The 17,242-nt window shown below is 38.0% G+C and carries 20 protein-coding genes; 12 read left to right on the forward strand and 8 right to left on the reverse strand.

What is annotated here, in order from left to right:
* Position 1 precedes the first annotated feature (1 nt).
* The gene (locus R3F25_06315; GenBank protein MEZ5496428.1) at positions 2-1,234 is read right to left on the reverse strand and encodes a sodium:proton antiporter; all 1,233 of its coding nucleotides are present in this window, start codon (positions 1,232-1,234) and stop codon (positions 2-4) included.
* Between the two features lie 100 nt (positions 1,235-1,334).
* The gene (locus R3F25_06320; protein ID MEZ5496429.1) at positions 1,335-2,354 is read right to left on the reverse strand and encodes a GDP-mannose 4,6-dehydratase; all 1,020 of its coding nucleotides are present in this window, start codon (positions 2,352-2,354) and stop codon (positions 1,335-1,337) included.
* Positions 2,355-2,516: 162 nt separating this feature from the next.
* Between R3F25_06320 and ppa the strand changes: the two genes are divergently transcribed.
* Positions 2,517-3,065: an inorganic diphosphatase gene (ppa, locus tag R3F25_06325; GenBank protein ID MEZ5496430.1), complete on the forward strand. Its 549-nt coding sequence runs from the start codon at positions 2,517-2,519 to the stop codon at positions 3,063-3,065.
* A 9-nt stretch (positions 3,066-3,074) separates the two neighbouring features.
* Positions 3,075-3,731 carry a tRNA (adenosine(37)-N6)-threonylcarbamoyltransferase complex dimerization subunit type 1 TsaB gene (gene tsaB / locus R3F25_06330; GenBank protein ID MEZ5496431.1) on the forward strand — a complete coding sequence of 219 codons (657 nt, stop codon included), beginning with the start codon at positions 3,075-3,077 and terminating at the stop codon, positions 3,729-3,731.
* A gap of 2 nt (positions 3,732-3,733) precedes the next feature.
* On the opposite strand, the gene R3F25_06335 is transcribed toward tsaB, so the two are convergent.
* Positions 3,734-4,543 (reverse strand): DUF1338 domain-containing protein, encoded by an 810-nt coding sequence (locus R3F25_06335; protein MEZ5496432.1) that lies wholly within the window; start codon positions 4,541-4,543, stop codon positions 3,734-3,736.
* Between the two features lie 121 nt (positions 4,544-4,664).
* On the opposite strand from R3F25_06335, the gene R3F25_06340 reads away from it, so the two are divergent.
* Positions 4,665-5,567, forward strand: a complete 903-nt coding sequence (locus tag R3F25_06340) for an LOG family protein (protein MEZ5496433.1) — start codon at positions 4,665-4,667, stop codon at positions 5,565-5,567.
* Between the two features lie 3 nt (positions 5,568-5,570).
* On the opposite strand, the gene R3F25_06345 is transcribed toward R3F25_06340, so the two are convergent.
* Entirely contained in the window at positions 5,571-5,879 is a 309-nt protein-coding gene (locus R3F25_06345) for a DciA family protein (GenBank protein ID MEZ5496434.1), read from the reverse strand.
* Positions 5,880-5,922: 43 nt separating this feature from the next.
* On the opposite strand from R3F25_06345, the gene R3F25_06350 reads away from it, so the two are divergent.
* The 3 genes from R3F25_06350 to mutT all read left to right on the forward strand — a co-directional run bounded on the left by R3F25_06350 (position 5,923) and on the right by mutT (position 10,111).
* A complete protein-coding gene (locus tag R3F25_06350) occupies positions 5,923-6,855 on the forward strand; it encodes a M23 family metallopeptidase (protein MEZ5496435.1) in 933 nt (310 codons plus the stop codon).
* A 100-nt stretch (positions 6,856-6,955) separates the two neighbouring features.
* Positions 6,956-9,706 (forward strand): preprotein translocase subunit SecA, encoded by a 2,751-nt coding sequence (gene secA / locus R3F25_06355; GenBank protein ID MEZ5496436.1) that lies wholly within the window; start codon positions 6,956-6,958, stop codon positions 9,704-9,706.
* A gap of 3 nt (positions 9,707-9,709) precedes the next feature.
* Positions 9,710-10,111, forward strand: a complete 402-nt coding sequence (gene mutT / locus R3F25_06360) for an 8-oxo-dGTP diphosphatase MutT (GenBank protein MEZ5496437.1) — start codon at positions 9,710-9,712, stop codon at positions 10,109-10,111.
* A gap of 180 nt (positions 10,112-10,291) precedes the next feature.
* Here the strand turns inward: mutT and R3F25_06365 are convergent, their stop codons facing one another.
* On the reverse strand, positions 10,292-10,951 hold the full coding sequence (locus R3F25_06365) for a hypothetical protein (GenBank protein ID MEZ5496438.1): 660 nt from the start codon (positions 10,949-10,951) through the stop codon (positions 10,292-10,294).
* Positions 10,952-10,977: 26 nt separating this feature from the next.
* A complete protein-coding gene (locus tag R3F25_06370) occupies positions 10,978-11,652 on the reverse strand; it encodes a ComF family protein (GenBank protein ID MEZ5496439.1) in 675 nt (224 codons plus the stop codon).
* Between the two features lie 27 nt (positions 11,653-11,679).
* Between R3F25_06370 and bioC the strand changes: the two genes are divergently transcribed.
* The gene (gene bioC / locus R3F25_06375; GenBank protein MEZ5496440.1) at positions 11,680-12,489 is read left to right on the forward strand and encodes a malonyl-ACP O-methyltransferase BioC; all 810 of its coding nucleotides are present in this window, start codon (positions 11,680-11,682) and stop codon (positions 12,487-12,489) included.
* Here bioC and R3F25_06380 read toward each other — a convergent pair.
* Entirely contained in the window at positions 12,476-12,907 is a 432-nt protein-coding gene (locus tag R3F25_06380) for a CopD family protein (protein ID MEZ5496441.1), read from the reverse strand. The genes bioC and R3F25_06380 overlap by 14 nt on opposite strands.
* 146 nt (positions 12,908-13,053) lie before the next feature.
* Here R3F25_06380 and R3F25_06385 point away from each other — a divergent pair, with 146 nt between their 5' ends.
* The 5 genes from R3F25_06385 to mutM are packed head-to-tail and all read left to right on the forward strand — an operon-like array spanning position 13,054 to position 16,233.
* The gene (locus R3F25_06385; protein MEZ5496442.1) at positions 13,054-13,767 is read left to right on the forward strand and encodes a DUF6776 family protein; all 714 of its coding nucleotides are present in this window, start codon (positions 13,054-13,056) and stop codon (positions 13,765-13,767) included.
* Positions 13,767-14,192 (forward strand): polymer-forming cytoskeletal protein, encoded by a 426-nt coding sequence (locus tag R3F25_06390; protein ID MEZ5496443.1) that lies wholly within the window; start codon positions 13,767-13,769, stop codon positions 14,190-14,192. The genes R3F25_06385 and R3F25_06390 overlap by 1 nt, the downstream gene beginning before the upstream one ends.
* Positions 14,193-14,196: 4 nt before the next feature.
* Positions 14,197-14,517 (forward strand): iron-sulfur cluster insertion protein ErpA, encoded by a 321-nt coding sequence (gene erpA, locus R3F25_06395; protein MEZ5496444.1) that lies wholly within the window; start codon positions 14,197-14,199, stop codon positions 14,515-14,517.
* Between the two features lie 21 nt (positions 14,518-14,538).
* Positions 14,539-15,417: an NAD(+) diphosphatase gene (gene nudC, locus R3F25_06400; GenBank protein MEZ5496445.1), complete on the forward strand. Its 879-nt coding sequence runs from the start codon at positions 14,539-14,541 to the stop codon at positions 15,415-15,417.
* Positions 15,418-16,233: a bifunctional DNA-formamidopyrimidine glycosylase/DNA-(apurinic or apyrimidinic site) lyase gene (gene mutM / locus R3F25_06405; protein MEZ5496446.1), complete on the forward strand. Its 816-nt coding sequence runs from the start codon at positions 15,418-15,420 to the stop codon at positions 16,231-16,233.
* Here the strand turns inward: mutM and R3F25_06410 are convergent.
* Complete coding sequence (locus R3F25_06410; GenBank protein ID MEZ5496447.1) at positions 16,224-17,114, reverse strand: DMT family transporter; 891 nt, start codon at positions 17,112-17,114, stop codon at positions 16,224-16,226. The genes mutM and R3F25_06410 overlap by 10 nt on opposite strands.
* Positions 17,115-17,242 lie beyond the last annotated feature (128 nt).

The following is a 17,242-nucleotide window of genomic DNA, read 5'->3' on the forward strand; positions in this document are numbered from 1 at the left end:
ATTATTTGTTTGCCATTGTTGCAACTTTACCAATGGTCAATCCCTGAACCAGAATACTGAAAATCACTACCGCATAAGTCGCTGTTAGTAGCGGGTCACGCCAAGTTCCTGCCGGAAGTGATAATGCCAATGCTACAGATATACCACCTCGCAAACCTCCCCATGTCAGAATTTTTACAGTGTGTGGTGAGTAGGAATTTTTATATTTCAAAATCGCCACAGGCAGTCCGACACTTATAAATCTGGCAACCAACGCAGTTGGGATTATCAATAAAGCAGCAAGAATGTAATTCTGACTAATTTGAATGATTAACAACTCAATACCTATGAGTAAGAACAATACAGCATTGAGTATTTCATCAATCAACTCCCAAAAATCATCCAGTCTTTTACGAGTATTATCACTCATAGCCAGCCTGCGTCCTTTATTCCCAATCATCAAACCGGCAACTACAATCGCAATTGGACCGGAAATATGCAGATGTTGTGCTAGTGAATATCCACCGGTCACCAGAGCCAACGTGATTAATACTTCAACTTGATAATCATCAATTGATTTTAATAACAAATACGCAACATATCCAATAATCAAACCATATATCGTTCCACCAATCGCCTCTTTGACGAAAAGCAAACTAATGTGGCTCAATGAAACCTCACTATGTCCTGTTGCCAGTTCCAGAACGACGATAAATAACACAACCGCAACACCATCGTTAAATAATGATTCACCGGTGATTTTGACTTCTATAGACTTAGGAGCGCCGACTTTTTTCAAAATTCCCATCACTGCAATCGGGTCTGTAGGTGAAATCAAGACGCCAAAAACCAGGCAGTACAAAAATGGCACATCAATTTGTAAAAATGTAAAAATATAATATGACACTACGGCAACTATGGCTGCTGAAATCATAATTCCGATGGTAGCCAGAATAGCTATGGTATCTGCCAGTTCAGCCAGTTTGTTGATATTTACGTGCAATGCACCTGCAAAAAGCAAGAAACTCAACATGCCATTGAGAACTGCCTCGTTAAAATCAATTTGCGCAAAAATATGTTGAACACTTTCTGTACTGTATAAGCCCATTTTGTGTGCGACAATAATTGCCAGCGACATCAACAAACCGATTAGCATAATGCCAATGCCGTTTGGAAGTTTGATGGTTTTATAATTAATCAGGGAAAAAAGGGCAGCCAGCGATAATAAAATCGCAACCATATCAAATAATGACATTTTATATCTCAGTTTCAGGTTTTGTCGCTAGATTAACAAAAAGCGATTTGAAATACAATAAAGCGAAAAATTACGGTTGTATTAAATTTTTTTGCTTTGTTTACGAATCGAGCAATGGCCTTTGATGTTCAAGTTGAACCATTTTCTTTACCCATTTTTCAAAAGGTGTGAATGAATTGACATTGAAAGTCTTTGTTAATTTTTCAGCGTTGCCAATTAAAAAACGATTGTCTAATGGGCGATAAAACCGTGTATCTATAGCAACTACGGTTTCACCCGAAGAGTTAATGGCGATGGTGTCTTCATTTTGACCTTTCCAGCTGATTTTGTAATCCAAGCTGGTAAAGGCGACTTCAACCATGTCTTTAACGCTATGAAGCTTACCACTTGCAAATACAAAATCATCGCCTTTGGGAAGTTTTAACAGTTCCGGGAATAGTTTGACAAAGTCTGGAGCATAGCCCCAATCTTTTTTGGCGTTGATATTTCCAAGCATCAGTGGTTTGCCACCGTGTTTTACAATTCTGGCAACTTCCCGGCATATTTTTTTACTGACAAATTCTTCGCTTCGTAGCTCAGATTCATGATTGAATAATATTGCGATGGAAGCATAAATATCATATCTGTCTCTGAAATATTCAACCAGATTATGTGCCGCTAACTTGGAGATCCCATATGGGTTTGTTGGTTTTTTGATACTATATTCATTCGCACTCTCAAACAAGTTGCTATTAAATATTTCACAGCTGGAAGCGAAAAACAGACGGGTTTCAGGACTGGAATTTTTTATAGATTGTAATATTTCCAAAGTCCAATTGGTATTCACTTCAAAAACCTTTTGAGGATTATCATGGGATTCCCCCACATGACTGAATGCCGCTAAGTGATAAAACTCATCAGGCTGATATTCTGAAATAATTGAGTTGATATCAGCGAGTGTTTGCAAGGCAATAAAGTGAATGTTTCCGTGGTTTTCAATGTTTAGAGCTTTTAAATTGGTTGTATTGTAATTTTCTCTAACCGGTGCAATTATTTGATAGTCACTTTGCAACAAATGTTGAGCGAGTAATGCTCCGTCTTGTCCATTGATACCGGTAATAATTGCTTTTCGAGTCTGCATTGAAACCAAAATTCGTTGAAAGCACCATTATAGTCACAAATTCAGGCGACGAAAATGTTTGTTTTTCCTATTTTCGGAAGTTATAAAGCCTTTGCGGCTATGGTTTTAGGGCTAAAATAAGTATAATCTCGCCCTTTTAATTGATAGCTAACAGGAAAAATTATGGGATTAAGACATGTGGCAGTAGGAAAAGACGTGCCAAATGATATCAATGTGGTCATTGAAATTCCGGTGAATGGAGAAGCCGTCAAATACGAAGTCGATAAAGACTCCGGTTTGATTTTCGTTGATCGAGTATTAAACACTTCGATGCGTTACCCTTGTAATTACGGATTCATTCCGCACACACTTTGTGGAGATGGGGATCCGGCTGATGTTTTAGTGATTATGCCAACACCATTATTGCCGGGCTCGGTGGTGCGTTGCCGTCCGATTGGAATGTTGCAAATGACTGATGAGAGCGGAGAAGATGCTAAAATTGTTGCTGTTCCGGTCAGCGATGTAACCGGGTTGTATCGTAATATAGGCTCAATTCGCGATTTGCCGGAAGTGATGCTGGATCAGATTGCCCATTTCTTTGAACATTACAAAGACCTTGAAAAAGGCAAATGGGTGAAAGTTGAGGGCTGGCGAGACGCTGATGTCGCCAGACAGGAAATTCTTGACTCCATTGCCAATTTTGAAGAGGCTAAGGAAAAACCACGCTTTTAACTTTATTTTATGAATCTACTTGCCATTGATACCGCAACCGAAAGTTGCTCAGCAGCATTGCTGGTCAATGGCAGGCTTTATCAGCGTTTCACCGTTCAGGCTCGTTTGCATGCTGAGTTGATTTTGCCATTTATTGATGAACTGTTGGAAGAGTCGGGAATCACAAAGGCTCAAATTGATGGCTTGGTTGTGGGTCGAGGTCCGGGTGCTTTCACTGGAGTTCGAATTGGTGTGGCAGTTGCTCAGGCTTTGGCATTAGCTTTGGAATTGAAAGTTGTCGAAGTGTCGAATTTAATGGCATTGGCATATCGTGCTATTGATGAATTAAAACAACAAGAACTTTTTAATCTGGTGGTCGCTACAGATGCCAGAATGAATGAGGTTTATTGGACAAAATACCAAATAAAAGGCGATAAAATTATTTCACTGACAGAAGAATATGTCGGTAAAGCCGAAGATGTTGAATTAGCGGATACAGATTATTATATTGGCAATGGCTTTAGTGTTTATCCGCAACTGATTGAGCATGCAAACACACACCCAATGAAATTTCAAACAAACATCAACTCTGATGCCAAAGACATGCTCATGTTGGTTAAAGATGAATTCGAAAAATTGGCAATTTCAGCATCAGAGCTTTCTCCGGTTTATCTTCGAGAGCCTTAATTCTATTTAGCTGTGTGAGTGCTTTCAAAAATTTTGTCAGCCGATGCTGCAATAAACCCTTGATAAAGTTTTCCGGAATCCGGTAAAGGATATCTTTTTGCAAATTCGTAAAAACATCCCGGAATCACATGATTGGCATTGTCAAATTCCATGTTGACAGGAGCTGCCATTGTCGAAGACTGTTCCAAAAGTTGAGCCGGCGTGCCTTTAATCAACCCGGATACTTCATTTAACACAAACCCATTCTCCAACAGGAAGCTATTTAAATCTTCCAGCATAAAAAATGTCGTGAGATGATTCAGTGAAACCGTAAAATGATTGGCTCTGTAGCCAAATGCGGCTGTCCAGGCTGCATATTCGCTTTCGCGCAATAATTGAATGTATTGTTCAAATGACAAATCCCAGCTACGACCCGATGCAACAAACAAATCATCATTAACCGTTTCTTCATCAACTTGATTATCAATATCGGAAATGATTTGCTGAGTTTCATCGGAAAACAGCTCAGACCTCAGTTCAGAAATAAAAACTTTCGGGTAGTTGGGATTTTCAGAATGTTGAAGATGAATTGCATTCAGCTTTTTCTTTTCAAAATCGTACTCGCCGGCTTTTTCGTATCCGAGTTTAAGAAAAACTTTTGCCAGATTTGGTATGCCTAGTTTTTCGGTATTAAATGTCCGTAATGCAATATGGTCATTGACAACCTCTTCACCACGGTTTTGCAACAGGGTTTGGATTTTTTGAGCCTGCGGATTAATTTTAATGTATTGATTCCATAGCGTCTCGAAAATACTTTCAACTGATAAAGCCATACAAATTTCTTTGATAAATTAAACCCCTAAATTCTAACTTTCTATTTTAGAGTTAAATACCTAATAGCAGAAATCTATGTATTGAATTACAATACCTGTCCGAAAATAAATTTATAAAACAATGGATTCAGCACAGTCAGAAATATTCGAAACCATAAAAAAATACTATGATGCAACGGACGAGGAAGTGAAACGAATTATTGAAATTCTAAATTCCGCCAGTTATCAGCGCTCGGACAGAGATTATGATTTCATTAATAGTGACTTGGCAAGACCGATGCGTTTGCAATTGGAGTATTTGAAAGTTCAGAGTATTCTTCAGCAGAAGAACATCAAAAAAACCATTGTGGTATTCGGTGGAACTCGTGTCACTCAACAGAAACGAGCTGAAATTCGTTATCAAAACGCTAAAAATAATTTGCAAAAAGAACCGGACAACGAAGACTATCAATACCAGTTTAAAGTTGCGGAAAGAGTTTTAAGCAAAGTCCCCTATTACGAAGAAGCCAGAAAATTTGCGCAGATTGTTGCAAGGTACAGTAAAAGTTTGAAAAATGATTCTGTCCATATCATGACCGGAGGAGGTCCGGGAGTCATGGAAGCAGCCAATCGGGGTGCTTTTGAAGAAGGAGCAGATAGTATTGGATTAAATATTGATCTTCCCTTTGAGCAGTTTCCAAACCCTTATATCACACCGGATTTGTGTTTTAGCTTCCGCTATTTCGCACTGAGAAAGCTGCATTTTATGCACAGAGCCAGAGCTTTGGTTGCTTTTCCGGGTGGTTTCGGTACTTTTGATGAATTGTTTGAGGCACTCACCGTAATACAAACCAAGACAATTAAGCCAATTCCGATAGTTCTTGTTGGTCATCATTATTGGGAAAATGCCGTCAATTTTGAGTTTTTGGCAGAAGAAGGTGTCATCAATCGAGAAGACTTGGATCTTTTCACTATTGTGGATTCAGCAGATGATGCTTGGAGTCACATATTAAATTGGTATAAAGAAAAAGAAATACCAATTTAATTATTAGTGTTCTGATTCCAGTATTATTTTCAATTTTTTAGCTGTTATTTTGAAATCCTGTTGAATTATTTGTAAAATCACGCGATTGTACATGCGAATTTTACTCGCTTCGAGCCTGGATTTACAGATTAGTACCACGACATCCTGCCGGATATTCGCAATATGGCAGACTTCTTTCAAAGTCGATGGAAGTTTGGACTGAAACTTTTTATCCAGTTCAAACAAATATGAAGCATACTTAAACACTTTCTGCAACTCAGAAGATGAGTTCAGAGAACGACTGACGGGTGAAAATCCTGAGTTGTTTCGCATGGTTTTATTGTCATGAATGACAACTAAAATAACAAGAAAAAATATGAAAAATTTAATAGTTTTAAAACAGAGCAAGACTGGTACCAGCAGTTATCATTTGTCTGATAATGGTCTTCGCAGAAAATTAATCACCTTAGTGGCATTATCATTTTTAACCGTTTTGAGTGCCGGAATTGGCGCCGGTTATTTGTTGTTTAATGGCAATATTGATTCTGACAATGTTTTGAAAAACATGCAGTCTCAAGTCAGCCAAAAACAAAGTGAAGTGCAAGAGTTTAAAGAAAAAGTGAATCGTGAATTAGATTCCCTAGCATTACAAATCGGTGGACTGTATGCCCAAAGTGCTAGAATCAATGCTTTAGGAGATCGTTTGACTCAAGTTGCCAAACTTGAAGATGCTGAGTTCGACTTCACGACTGCTCCCGGTGTTGGCGGAGCGGGATTGGAATTGACCAATGAAGAAAATACTCCGGAAAACTTATTTGAGAGCTTATTTTCTATCAAAGAAAACTTCAAACAACAGGAAGAGCAATTATTATTACTCAGTGATTTGCTAGAAGAAAAGGATTTGGATCAACAAATCAAACCAACCGGAAAGCCAATCAGAAACGGTTGGATTTCTTCCAGTTATGGAACCCGTACCGACCCGTTTACCGGTAAACAAGCATTTCACTCCGGACTTGATTTTTCAGGTAAAAAAGGAGCCATCATCCAAGCAGCAGCAGATGGTGTTGTTATCTGGTCAGGTAAAAGAGGAGATTATGGAAAAATGGTTGAGATTGATCATGGTTCCGGATATATCACTCGTTATGCACACATGAGTGAAACGAAAGTGAATGTGGGCGAAAAAGTTACAAAAACGCAGGAGATTGGTATTATGGGAAAATCAGGAAGAGCAACATCCGAGCATCTTCATTTTGAAGTTTTGAAAAAAAATACCAAAGTCAATCCGTGGCCTTTTATTTCCAAAAAGTAATGGTCTAACGCTTGAAAAGCAAAACAATTGCATCCATTTACTGCTACTGGAATTTGGACGAAATCATTCAGCATAAAGCTACAGAGAACCTATCATCATGATATTAAATAGTGTATTTACTAAAATATTCGGCAGCCGTAATCAAAGGCTGGTCAAACAACTCTATAAAATCGTTGATAAAATTGATGCGTTGGAACCCAAGTATCAAGCGATGCGAGACGGAGATCTTCAACATCAAACACAAGTTCTAAAAGATAAATTAGCAAGCGGTGAGCATTTGGACAATTTGCTCGTAGATGCTTTTGCTGTGGTTCGTGAAGCATCTGTGCGTGTGATGAAGATGCGCCATTATCGCGAACAAATGCTTGGAGGAATGGTTCTTCATAACGGAAAAATTGCTGAAATGAGAACCGGTGAGGGTAAAACTCTGGTAGCAACATTACCGGCTTATCTGAATGCTTTAACCGGCAAAGGTGTTCACATTGTAACGGTTAATGATTATCTGGCAACCCGTGATGCCAAATGGATGGAACCTTTATATAATTTTCTTGGGATGAGTGTTGGGATTGTTGTTCCCGGCATGAATCCGGCCGATAAAAAAGCTGCTTATGCAGCAGATATCACTTATGGTACAAATAACGAATACGGGTTTGATTATTTGCGTGACAACATGGCTTTCTCATTGGAAGATAAAGCTCAAAGAGAACCGCACTTTGCGATTGTGGACGAGGTTGACTCTATTCTTATTGATGAAGCAAGAACACCTTTAATTATTTCCGGACAAACCGACGATTCACCGGAACTGTATCACCGTATTAATCGCCTCACTCCTGCACTCCAACCTTCATCGCAAAAAATTGAAGAAGGTGATGGGAGCATTAAATCCATGCTCGAAGCCAAAAAACAAATGGCTCTCAAGGAACCGGATGGCGATTTTATTATTGATGAAAAAGCCAAGCAGATACACTTGACTGAACAAGGCATGGAAAAAATTGAAGAGCTTTGTGTTAAAGAAGGTTTGATTAAGGAAGGTGAATCACTTTATGACACCAAACATCTGCAATTGACTCATCATGTGAATGCTGCTTTGCGAGCCCAACATTTATTCCAAAAAGATGTCGATTATATTGTCGATAATGGGGAAGTGGTCATTGTTGACGAGTTTACCGGCAGAACGTTGGCTGGAAGACGCTGGAGTGACGGATTGCATCAAGCAGTTGAAGCAAAAGAAAATGTTCCTATTCAAAAAGAAAACCAAACACTGGCATCGGTAACATTTCAGAATTATTTCAGATTGTATCCGAAACTGGCCGGAATGACCGGAACGGCAGATACAGAAGCCTACGAATTTCATACAATTTATGGACTGGAAGTTGTTGTAATTCCAACACATAGACCAATGGTTCGTAACGATCAAGGTGATTTGGTATTCTTGACAATGGAAGGTAAGTTTAAAGCGATTATCGAAGACATTCAGGATTGTTATGAACGCAAACAACCGGTTCTGGTTGGTACAGCATCCATTGAAGTCTCTGAATTAATTTCGGAAAGACTGAAAAAACTTAAAATTCCACATAATGTTCTTAATGCCAAGCAACATGAAAGAGAGGCTCTGATTGTTGCCAAAGCCGGAAAACCGGGAGCTATCACAATTGCAACTAATATGGCAGGTCGTGGAACAGACATTGTGTTGGGTGGAAACTTAGAAATTGAACTCAAAGAACTGGGTGACACTATTCCTGATCACAAAAAGCAAGAAGCCAGAGACAACTGGAAAGAGGTTCATGAAAGTGTATTATCCAAAGGTGGTTTGAGAATCATTGGTACAGAAAGACATGAGTCTCGTCGTATTGATAATCAGCTTCGTGGTCGTGCCGGTCGTCAGGGTGACCCGGGATCATCACGATTCTATATTTCACTGGAAGACAACCTCATGCGTATCTTTGGCGGTAACATCGCCTCAACAATGCGTAAATTTGGCATGAAAGATGATGAGTCCATCGAACATAAATGGATAACCAGAACCATCGAAGGTGCCCAAAGAAAAGTTGAATCCCATAACTTTGATATTCGTAAATCATTGTTGCAATATGATGATGTAGCCAATGACCAAAGATTGGTTATTTATCAACAACGCACTGATTTGCTTGAATCTGAAAATATTAAAGATTTTATATTTGCAATTCGTGAGGATGTTTTTGAAGATATCATTCGATCTTATATTCCATTTGAAAGTCATGAAGAGCAATGGAAAATAGCTGATTTGGAATTTGCTCTGAAATCAGATTATGGCATTGAATTAAACATTCAACGCTGGCTCGATAATGATGAAGAAATGAATGAACATGAATTGGTTGAGAAAATTCATAAAAATGTGGAAAGATTCTTCCGTGAGAAAGAAGCATTAACCGGTTCAGAAACCATGCGACACTTTGAGAAAGCGGTATATTTGAATGTTCTGGATCAACTATGGAAAGAACATTTATTGAGCATGGATCATCTTCGTCAGGGAATCGGTTTGCGTGGCTATGCGCAAAAGCAACCTATTCAAGAATTCAAGAGAGAATCATTCGAGATGTTCTCGGATTTATTGGAAAGAATAAAAACCGAAGTTACCAAGATTATTGCGCGAGTCAAAATCAAGCAAGATGATATTGACGAACTGGAGCAGCATGAACAACAGCAAATGAATTATCAGCATGCTTCAGCAAATAACCCAACTCAACCACAAGCACAAGAAGCTAAAAAAGCAGAAACCTTTGTTCGCGATGGTCGCAAGGTTGGCAGAAATGAGCTTTGCCCATGTGGTTCAGGAAAAAAATATAAACAATGTTGCGGTAAACTCATTTAATTCATGAAACAAAGAATACAAGTTGTCGCCCTGGTTTTAGAAAACAATCAGGGCGAAATTCTTGTAACCAAAAGAGCACCTGATAAACACCTTGCCGGTTTCTGGGAGTTTCCCGGCGGAAAAGTTGAAGCGAATGAAACGCGACAACAAGCATTATCCAGAGAGATTCACGAAGAATTAGCTTACATCATCAAGAATGTTGAGCCACTGATTTGTTTACACCATGACTATACCGAACATCAAATTGAACTGGATGTCTGGTATTCACAAGATATAAATCCTCAGGTGTTTGCTAACGAAAACCAACCCATGAAGTGGGTCAGTAAAACTGAGTTACAGAAACTCAAAATGCCTCCGGCAGACCGACCGATAATTAAGGCCCTGTTAGAAAAAGCTAAAATATAACATAACAGCTTTTAGAGTCCTTTGCACGACTCTATGGCTTTGATAAAACTGATTATAAAATAGTAGATTAAGGCTCGAATCGCAGTCAATAACGTGTTATTGACAAGATTTGTAACGCAAAGATGCTGTTTTAGGGTCATGTTTTTCATGTCGTACGAGTCGAGCAAAGGACTCTTTTATTTAGTTAATTCTCTCCTTGTCTTTGTAGTTATAAATACTAAAACCCGGATTAATCCCCGGTGATTGTCTGAGATTATGTCGTTTGACATACTTATTCATCGCATAATCCCACGCTTGGGCGATTTGATGTTTAGATATTTTATGAACCTCCATTTTTGAATCGACCAACACTTGTAACATATCTTCTCTCTGGCTTTCATAAAAGTTCTTCCATAACATTTTTTTAAAAGATTCTGTGAAATTGGGGATTTGTTCGGGCTTGATACCTTCAACCTGAACCACGTAATTAACAAAAACCTGATGAGTGAGGTCTTCGGACAAAATATTATTAAACCAATATGTAACCTCCCCATCAAGATAATCTCTCTTTGCTTTTTTTCTTTGCTCATCGGTTAAAGGCGTGGTTGGTGCTTTAAGTAAAGGGATTTTTTGCGGAATATATGTAGAGTCTATAATTTGGTCTATCTTTTCGATATTATCGTCAACATCCTTAATCAGTTTATCATGTTCATTGATAAGTTTGTCAGTTCTCTCGATTTCTTTATCAATCTGTTTTAACTCGTTTTCAAGTTCAGCTTTAAGTTTTTCAATCTCTTCCTTGGTTTGTGAGAATGAACTAAAAGAAAACAACAACAGACAAATGAGACTCAATTTTTGCATAAAAAACATCATTACTTTTCATTAAATTATAAAGATTTTCGGGCAAAAACCAATACCTTAACATCACTGGCACCAGCTATTTTCAGTGTTTTAGCACATTCATTGATAGTGTAACCACTGGTCATGACATCATCAACAAGAATAATTTTGCTATGTTTGAGCTCTTTTGTAACCGAAAAAGCTCCTTTTACATTTATTCCTCTTTGGTTGAGTTTGAGTTGAGCCTGCATTTGCGTTTTTTTACTACGTCTTAATGAGTTGAAAAGTTTTCGGTTTGATAATCGAGATAACTCCAAAGCAATTTCATAAGCCTGATTGTAGCCTCTTTTGATGAGTCGGGATTGATGTAATGGAACTGGAAGCAAGACATACTCTTTATCAATCTTATTCAATTCGGGTAATAACAACTCAGCCATTAATTTTGTGACAGCAATGTTTTGACCAAATTTGAGTGATAAAACCCAATCACTAGCGAGAGATTCATATTTACAGGCATAAAGCACCTCGCTGAAGTTTGGAGTTACGGTTTGACAATGACCGCAAAGGTCGTTATCCGTTTGTAATTCGGTTGCACACACCTTACATTGAAACTGAAAACGGGACAGTAACGATTTGCAACCCTCACAAATAGTTTTATTTTGAGAAGTTTTATTCCGACAAACAAAACAGTAATTCATCAGCAGGACGGTTAATGTTAAAATGGCTCGTTTCTATTATGCCATGAACTTATGCCATTAGAGTATCAAGCAATTAAAAATTCATTTAACAGAGTTGCAAAAAATTATTCTGAAAACGCAGTTTTACAGCAAGAAATTCTCAGCCGCTTGCTGGAAAGGTTGAGCGATGAAAAAAAAATAAGTGCTGAATTTCAATCAAAAGCTCTTCTTGAGTTGGGTTGTGGACCCGGATGGTCGTTTGAAGAATTACTCAATGGTTTTGCAATTGAGCAGCTAACTGCTATTGAGTTCTCAAAAAACATGCTGGCTCAGACTCCTGATTATAAGCAGGTAAAGACAATTCTGTCAGATGTTCACGAACTGCCTTTAGAAGATGAAAGTCAGGATGTGGTTTTTTCCAATATGATGTTGCATTGGTGCAATGAATCTGATGTTTTTAAAGAAAGTTTTCGAGTGCTTAAGCCTAATGGATTATTATTGATGAGTTGCTTGGGAGAAACCAGTTTATTTGAGTTGAAGCAAGCCTGGAGTGAGATTGACAGCAAGGTGCATGTACATGATTTTCCGGCATTACATTCACTTGGAGATTTACTGTTAAAAACCGGCTTCACTCAAGTTGTGGTCAACGCAGAGGTGATAACTCTTACCTACGAAAACATTCGTTCTTTAATGAAAGATATTAAAGCCTCAGGAGGTCAAAATGCCATGGAAAACCGCTCAAAAGGTCTTATGAGCAAAGAAAAACTTTATCAATTAAACAGAGTTTATGAGCAATTCCGTGAAGATGGTCGATTGCCCGCAAGTTACGAAATCATATACTTACGAGCAAAAAAGCCGGAACAAGTCATTAAAAAGGTTTAAAAATCACCAAATATAAAATTCCTAGCAGAGCAAAAACCGGCATTTCATTAAACCAGCGAAACCACACATGAGAGTGTATTTCATTATTGGTTTTGAAATTGTTGTGAATTTTAATACACCAGAAATGATAAGCAATTAACAAAGCCACTAAAGTCAGTTTGGCATGAAGCCAACCTTGTTTAAAATAAAAGCCACTAAACCCATTAGACATTTTATACAAAAACAAAGTCCCGGTAATTAAGACGAAAACTAATGTGAAGTTCATCATTTTTATCAGCCTGTGTTCCATCCCTGACAATAATTCATGATGAGCATTTTCTTTGTTGACTGCATGATTGACAAAAAGTCTGGGCAGATAGAAAATTCCTGCGAACCACGAAATTACAAAAAACAGATGAAAGATTTTTATCCAGAGCATTGAGATTGAGCTTAATTAAAATTACATTTTACCGTAAAAAAAGATTCAGACAACCACGCATTTATTAAAAGTCTTATTTCAACTAAATATTTAATACACTTAACCCAACAGTGTTATAATCGAAACAGCTTTATTTCAAGACAATTATGGGCATTAAACTACCACAATACACTATTGAAGAGTATAAAAAACAACCTTCTTTTCTGTTGAAGATGGCAATTCCTATTTTTGTTATTGTGAGTTTTTTTGCCGGATACTTCATTAATGCGTATCTATCAGAACACTCAGTTTCAACTTTAAGTGAGAGGAATATTACCCTCGAAGAAAATATCAGTAAAAAAGATGATAAGATTACACAGTTAGAAACCCAAATTCAGCACTTGATAACCGAACAGCAGGTCAAACAAGAAGCTCTGATTAAATTGCAAATGGACTACAAGGCAGCCATTAATGAGCATAACAGTTTGAAATCTGATATCAATTTCTACGAAAGACTATTGAGCCCTAATGAAGAAAACAAAGGCTTGAGAGTTTTCGAGTCTTCAATCACTGCAATATCCCAAGATTCTTATAGATATAAACTCACACTCGTACAAAAGCTCGAAAGAGCAAATATTGTTTCCGGGAAAGTGGAAATAATGTTAAATGGAACAAAAGATGGAAAGTCAGAAAGTATAAATATTACAGAGAATCAGGATTCAGGGTTTAGTTTTAAGTATTTTAACCATCTAAACTTCACAATTTCGCTTCCGTCAGGTTTTAATGCGCAGGAACTGGTAGTAAAATTATTTCCCCAAAAATCCAAAACAGTCGAATATAAAGTTGACTGGAACACATTGATAAATTCAGGAGCAAAATAATGTTTAATAGTAAAGAAGCAGTTTCATCAAGCAACGCTTCATCTAAATCTTCATCGAAACTCGATACCTTGCTGGGTAAAAACACCCAGATAAATGGCGATATCAATTTTAATGGCATCTTACATTTGGATGGTTTCATTACCGGAAGTGTCAAAGGCTCTCAAACCGACGATCTTTTAACAATCAGTGAAAGTGGTACGATTGAAGGCAAAATTGAAGTTGCCAATGTTGTTGTCAATGGCAAAATCAAAGGTGATATTATCGCCACCGGAAAAATCGAAATTGCAGCAAAAGCGGATATACAAGGAAATATTTATTATCAAAATATCGAAATGGAAGCCGGATCAAAAATTAATGGTCAACTGATTTATCAGGACTCCAATAAAGCTCCTGACAACAAACCCAAGGAAGAAAAAAAGAAATAATTCAATGATTCTATCAGATTCAGCAGCGCAGAAAATTCGGGAGCTTATTCTCGAAGAGCAAAATCCTGATTTAAAACTTCGGGTTTATATCATTGGTGGTGGTTGTTCTGGTTTTCAGTATGGATTTGCATTTGAAGAGGAAACCGAGGAAGGAGACATGCTGTTCACAAATGATAGCATTACAATGATGGTGGATCCTATGAGTTATCCTTATTTATTGGGTTCAACAGTTAATTATATTGAAGACTTGCAAGGTTCCAGATTTGCAATTGAAAACCCCAATGCGAAAACAACTTGCGGTTGTGGAAGTTCTTTTTCGATTTAATGATTCAATGAAATTATGAATATGGCAAAGAAAAACATTTATTTCTCAAGTTATAAGCTCGATCGATTTTCACGCCTGCGTGAACGAGCGGCTCAACTTGAGGAAATGAAAAAAACTCATGATGCTAAATATATTCCTGTTTACCATGGACGCCATATTTACATGGACAAACACTCCAGTTTTTATCGCCGCAGCAATCCGTTTGAATGTGAATCTGAATGTTTTCTCGGTATGGTTGGTGATCAAATGTGGTATTCATGCCCTTTGAACGACCAACAAGCTCATGCACTTGAAAAAGAGGTCGGTAAACAATTCTCTTCATTGAGGCGCTATGCTTTAAAACTGAATGACGAACTGGCTCATATTGCGTTGTACTCGCGAGGCTTGGATTTATGGCAAAGAAACAATAAGTTTTGCCCAAAATGCGGGACAAGAAACCAAATGACATGGTCCGGTCATAAATTACTTTGTGAAAACAATCACGAGCAATTCCCACATATCGAACCGGCAATTATTGTTTTGGTGACAAAAGGTGATAAATGCTTATTGGGTCGAAAAGCGGGATGGCCGACCAATGCATACTCAGTGTTAGCTGGGTTCGTTGAACCCGGTGAAACCATTGAGGAATCCGTCAAGAGAGAAATTCTGGAAGAGTCCAATATCAAAGTTGATAATGTTCGTTACTATGGCTCCCAACCATGGCCTTTTCCGGCAGCATTGATGCTGGCATTCACCGCCGAAGCAGAAAACGAAGATATTCGTGTTGATGATGAGCTGGAAGATGTTCAGTGGTTTACCAGACAACAATTGCAGGAAATGCTCAAAGAAGGCTATGTCACAATTGCACCTCGTTATACCGTTGCACACAATCTCATCGTTGGTTGGCTGGAAAGCAGTTAAATGCCGGAATTACCTGAAGTCGAAACCACCGCCAATGGTATTAAACCTTGGTTGCTGAATAAAACACTCAAGAAAATAAAAGTCCACAACCCTTCTTTAAGATGGCGGGTTCCTGAAAATTTAAGCGATAACTTTAAGGGTGAAAAAATCACCAATGTTTTCAGAAGAGGAAAGTATATTCTGATTGAAACCCAGAAGAATTCCGGGTTAATTATTCATCTGGGAATGTCAGGATCATTAACGGTGATTACTAAAGAGAAACCGCTCTTGAAACACGACCATGTTGAATTGATTATGCAAGATGACACTATCATCAGATACAACGACCCGCGTCGTTTTGGTTGTGTTTTGGACTCAGAAGATTTTTCAAAACATCCTTTAATCAGCAATCTTGGACCAGAACCACTCGGTGATGACTTTACTGCAAAATACCTCAAAGCCAAATCCAAAAACAAATCCCAAGCGGTGAAAAACTTTATTATGGACGGACATATTGTTGTTGGAGTTGGAAATATTTATGCCAGTGAAGCACTTTTTATCGCAGGCATCAATCCTAAAAAAGCAGCCGGAAAAATTTCACTGCAAAAATATAGCACTCTGGTAGATGCTATTAAAAAAGTTCTATCAAATGCAATTGTAGCCGGTGGTACGACACTCAAGGATTTCGTCAATGCTGATGGCAAGCCCGGGTACTTTTCTCAGCAACTGAATGTTTATGGCAGAAAAGATAAAAATTGCCGTCACTGCAATCAACCAATCAAGCAAATAATCCAAGGTCAAAGAAGCACATTCTATTGTCCGAAGTGTCAAAGATGAGATTTTTTGGCTCTCTTTTTAACAGTTGCCAAATAAACACCAAACAGTACCATTCCTAATCCAATAATGTCCATTTTGCTCATGGGTCGATAGAAAAACAGAACATCCCAAAGCATTGACAATGCCGGTTGTAACAGCAGTAAAACCCCGACAATTGATGTCGATAATTTCGGCATGGATTGTGTGATTAGCAACCAACCGATTACTTGACAAAAAACACCAAGAATTAGTAATGAAACCCAAGCCTGTGTATTTGGTAAAACAATATCCAGGCCTTCAATTGTCAATTCTGCAAACAGAATTAGTGCGGTGAAAATTGACGTAATCCCTAAGTTGGCAATAGCAGACAAGCCACTTTCATCAGTTTGCACATGGCGAAGTGAAAGCATAAACCCGGTATAGGCAACCGCAGTGAGAATACCATAAATAACTCCCAACTGATAATCACCAGTCAAGTCTGACCAGTTGATTCCAACCATTAAAAACAACCCTGTCATGGTTGAAATTAAACCAATAAAAAAAGTCAGTCTAATGATTTCACGATAAAACAGATATCCGGCTAGTGCCATGAAAAAAACCTGAAAATTTCCGAGAACTGTTGCTAAACCCGGGCCAACAAAAAAGATGCTGCGATGCCAGAAGAACAAATCACAAGCAAAAAAGAAACCGGCTAAAAACAACCAAAGTAAATGTTTTGTGTTGTGCCAAAGTCTTAAACGTTGAATAAAACATATAGCCAACAATACTGTTCCGCCAATAAACATCCGATAAAAGCCGGAAACACTCGGTGCAACAGCGGCCGTTTTCACCCACACTGACGATGTGCTGATAATAATAGCAGCCACAAGCATTTTGATAGTGTATTGTGATTGGTTTGTCATACTTATTATGTTGTGACTAGATTTTAAAAACTGAATGATACAACAAATGATTAACTAACCAAGTTAAATAATGAGTTTTTGTTTTTTTGTTGTGATTTGATGGAGTTCAATAGTTTTTTCGGTATATT

Source organism: Gammaproteobacteria bacterium (genome assembly GCA_041395445.1).
GTDB lineage: Bacteria > Pseudomonadota > Gammaproteobacteria > Xanthomonadales > Marinicellaceae > NORP309.

What these genes read in the sequence shown, in the direction of transcription:
- R3F25_06315 (MEZ5496428.1), bottom strand. Translation starts at nt 1,234, where the DNA reads ATGTCATTATTTGATATGGTTGCGATTTTATTATCGCTGGCTGCCCTT.
- R3F25_06320 (MEZ5496429.1), bottom strand. Translation starts at nt 2,354, where the DNA reads ATGCAGACTCGAAAAGCAATTATTACCGGTATCAATGGACAAGACGGA.
- ppa (MEZ5496430.1), top strand. Translation starts at nt 2,517, where the DNA reads ATGGGATTAAGACATGTGGCAGTAGGAAAAGACGTGCCAAATGATATC.
- tsaB (MEZ5496431.1), top strand. Translation starts at nt 3,075, where the DNA reads ATGAATCTACTTGCCATTGATACCGCAACCGAAAGTTGCTCAGCAGCA.
- R3F25_06335 (MEZ5496432.1), bottom strand. Translation starts at nt 4,543, where the DNA reads ATGGCTTTATCAGTTGAAAGTATTTTCGAGACGCTATGGAATCAATAC.
- R3F25_06340 (MEZ5496433.1), top strand. Translation starts at nt 4,665, where the DNA reads ATGGATTCAGCACAGTCAGAAATATTCGAAACCATAAAAAAATACTAT.
- R3F25_06345 (MEZ5496434.1), bottom strand. Translation starts at nt 5,879, where the DNA reads ATGCGAAACAACTCAGGATTTTCACCCGTCAGTCGTTCTCTGAACTCA.
- R3F25_06350 (MEZ5496435.1), top strand. Translation starts at nt 5,923, where the DNA reads ATGAAAAATTTAATAGTTTTAAAACAGAGCAAGACTGGTACCAGCAGT.
- mutT (MEZ5496437.1), top strand. Translation starts at nt 9,710, where the DNA reads ATGAAACAAAGAATACAAGTTGTCGCCCTGGTTTTAGAAAACAATCAG.
- R3F25_06365 (MEZ5496438.1), bottom strand. Translation starts at nt 10,951, where the DNA reads ATGCAAAAATTGAGTCTCATTTGTCTGTTGTTGTTTTCTTTTAGTTCA.
- bioC (MEZ5496440.1), top strand. Translation starts at nt 11,680, where the DNA reads ATGCCATTAGAGTATCAAGCAATTAAAAATTCATTTAACAGAGTTGCA.
- R3F25_06380 (MEZ5496441.1), bottom strand. Translation starts at nt 12,907, where the DNA reads ATGCTCTGGATAAAAATCTTTCATCTGTTTTTTGTAATTTCGTGGTTC.
- R3F25_06385 (MEZ5496442.1), top strand. Translation starts at nt 13,054, where the DNA reads ATGGGCATTAAACTACCACAATACACTATTGAAGAGTATAAAAAACAA.
- R3F25_06390 (MEZ5496443.1), top strand. Translation starts at nt 13,767, where the DNA reads ATGTTTAATAGTAAAGAAGCAGTTTCATCAAGCAACGCTTCATCTAAA.
- erpA (MEZ5496444.1), top strand. Translation starts at nt 14,197, where the DNA reads ATGATTCTATCAGATTCAGCAGCGCAGAAAATTCGGGAGCTTATTCTC.
- nudC (MEZ5496445.1), top strand. Translation starts at nt 14,539, where the DNA reads ATGGCAAAGAAAAACATTTATTTCTCAAGTTATAAGCTCGATCGATTT.
- mutM (MEZ5496446.1), top strand. Translation starts at nt 15,418, where the DNA reads ATGCCGGAATTACCTGAAGTCGAAACCACCGCCAATGGTATTAAACCT.
- R3F25_06410 (MEZ5496447.1), bottom strand. Translation starts at nt 17,114, where the DNA reads ATGACAAACCAATCACAATACACTATCAAAATGCTTGTGGCTGCTATT.